The sequence below is a fragment of the Ciceribacter sp. L1K23 genome (genome assembly GCF_018122705.1).
GTDB lineage: Bacteria > Pseudomonadota > Alphaproteobacteria > Rhizobiales > Rhizobiaceae > Allorhizobium.
The window spans coordinates 1-2,451 of record NZ_JAGRRC010000008.1; the positions used below are offsets into that span (position 1 = coordinate 1).

1 protein-coding gene and 1 pseudogene are annotated in these 2,451 nt (G+C 66.8%); both read right to left on the reverse strand.

Going from position 1 to position 2,451, the window contains the following annotated elements:
* Window positions 1-806 (reverse strand): annotated as a pseudogene (locus tag J5J10_RS22310) (hypothetical protein); the annotation flags it as partial.
* Between the two features lie 202 nt (window positions 807-1,008).
* The coding region (locus J5J10_RS22315; RefSeq protein WP_211931845.1) for an autotransporter domain-containing protein at window positions 1,009-2,451 on the reverse strand (1,443 nt) is incomplete at its 5' end.

A 2,451-nucleotide genomic window follows, 5' to 3' on the forward strand; every position in this document is an offset into this window, starting at 1 on the left:
GTGCCGTTGCCGGCCCCGAACACCAGCCGCGCCGCATCGAGCCTCCCCGCCGCCACCGCCGCATCCCCCTCCGCCGCGCCGATCGACACGGTGCCGTTGGACCCGCTGCGGTCCGCAACCGTCGCCGTTCCGCCATGGCTGCCATCGCCGAGTTGTGCTCCGACGGTGACCGTGCCGCCGTCGCCGACACGCAGCAATGCCTGGCCCTCGCGCCCGACAGAGAGGTTGGTGCTGGAACTCCAAAGCGATCCCTCGCCCGTGACATCCACGCTCCCGCTTGCCTGACTGCCATCGCCGATAACGCCATACGTATTGCTGACTGTGCCTCCACCCGAGACGATCAACCAGCCGTTTTTGACCAGTCCGACGGTGAGGCCGCTACTGTTGACCCAGGTTGATTCCTCACCGGTAACGGTGACGCTGCCGGAACCAGAACTGGAACGGCCAAGAACTGCGGCAGCACTGCTCATAAAGCCGCCGTTGGCGATCGTCACGATGCCTGTACCATTGGCGCCGATGTAGAGATATCCGTTGCTCTCCCAACGCGAGCCGTCCCCCGTGACGGTCACCTGACCTTTACCGCCCACTACACCGACTAACCCGGCTCCATTCACCACCCGCCCTCCGTCCGAAATCGTGAGAGAGCCTGCCGTACTGTAGCCAACGTTGATCGATGTCGATGAAGTCCAACTCGTTGGCGACGAGGGCGAAACGCTGCCTGTCGCCACGACCGATTGCGCGGCCGCCATGACGGGAAGAAGCGAAAGGCTGGTGGTGACGAGGAGATAGGAACGGATACGGATCATGGGTGCTGCACTGGTCAAAACTATGGATGATCGGCCGGCCGGATGCCTGCCCGCTGGCTTCGGCCTTCGTCGCTACAACTAGCGGATTTGCGACCGCTCCAGTTATGCGCGGCGTTCCGCCGACCCCGGCCTTCCTTGCGTTTGCGTCCCAATGAAAGGAGATGTTTACCATTCGCCGCCCGCGACGACGACCGCCCCGCCCTCAGAATGCGATCCTGACCTTTGCGGTTGCGGTGTGCTCGCGGGCGGTGTCGCCGAAGCGGCCGTTGTAGCCGATGCCGAGGGTGGCGGCGGGCGAGAGCGCGAAGTCGAGCCCGGCCTCGATCACCAGCGCATCGCTGTCGATCGGCGTATTGGCGATGGTGAAGCTGTCGCCGGTGGCAAACCGGGCGGTGGAGGTGGTGGCGGTGTCGCCGAAGGCATGCTGCCAGCCGATCATGCCGCGCGCCACGGTCGTGGCCCCGCCGAGATCGAAGCCGCTCGCGGCCCGGAGACCGAGCGTGGTGAAGGTCACGTCGTCGCTCTGGCCCGACACGGTGAGCGCCGCGGTGCCGCCGGTCTCGCTGAAGCCGTCGGTGCGGATGCGCGAATGCGAGAGGTTGACGAAGGGTTCGAGTTCGATCCCGCCCGCCGCCATGCGGTAGCCGAGTTCGCCGAAGAGATTGAGCGTGCCGGCATCGTAACCGGCCTCCAGTTTCTGCCCGAGCATGGTGACGTTGCGCACCGTGTCGATGCCGGAGAACGTGTAGCTCACGCCCGAGCGGACGGAGAGGGGCCCGAAGTCGCGGCTGCCATAGAGACCGAGATGATAATTGTCGCTCGCGGCCGTCTCCGTCTGCGTGCCGACCGAGGCGCTGGAATAGCCGCCGTAGAGGCCGACCAGCCAGTCGCCGGCCATGCCGTCGAGACCGATCAGCGTGCCGCCGGAGTGGATGTCGCTGCTGGCGGTGCCGCCGGAGCCGTCTATGCTGCCGCGCGCGCCGAAGCCGCTGGCCCAGAAGCCGAACCTGCCGGCATCGAACCCGGTCTGCGTCCCGCCGTCGACGGCTGAGAAGCGCTCGGCCGCCGCATTGGTCTCCTCCGGCCCATAGGCCGTCGCCGCACCCGCCGACTGCTCGACCGAACCGCCGGAGAGGCCGCGCATGCGGGTGTTGAGCATGCCGTTCATCGCCTGCGTGCCGGTCGTCAGCAGCGGCGTCGTCGAGGAATGCACCTCGCCGGAGAGCTGGCGGAAGGTCTTGCGGGCATTCTCGGCATTCATCAGGAGGAGGCTGTTGTAGAGGGACAGCGACGGACCGGATTGCTCCAGGCTGTCGAGCGCCCGGGCGACGGCCTGTTCGTTGCCGGTCTGCGCGACCGTGACGAAGGTGCCGCCATCGCCATCACCGTCGCCGTCGCCGTCTCCATCCCCGTCGCCGTCACCGTCCCCATCGCCGTCCCCGTCTCCATCGCCGTCACCATCACCGTCTCCACCATCGTCATCCGGATCGACGACGACGGTGAGCAGCACGTCGTTGCCGGAGATCGCGGAGGAGACGTCGAGGAAGGCGGAATCGCCGAGCAGGTCGGCGAAGTCGCCGGTAATGCCGCCGGCGGCGCTGAGCACGGTATAGGTCTGGCTCTCCTGGTAGCTGGTGGCGGCATC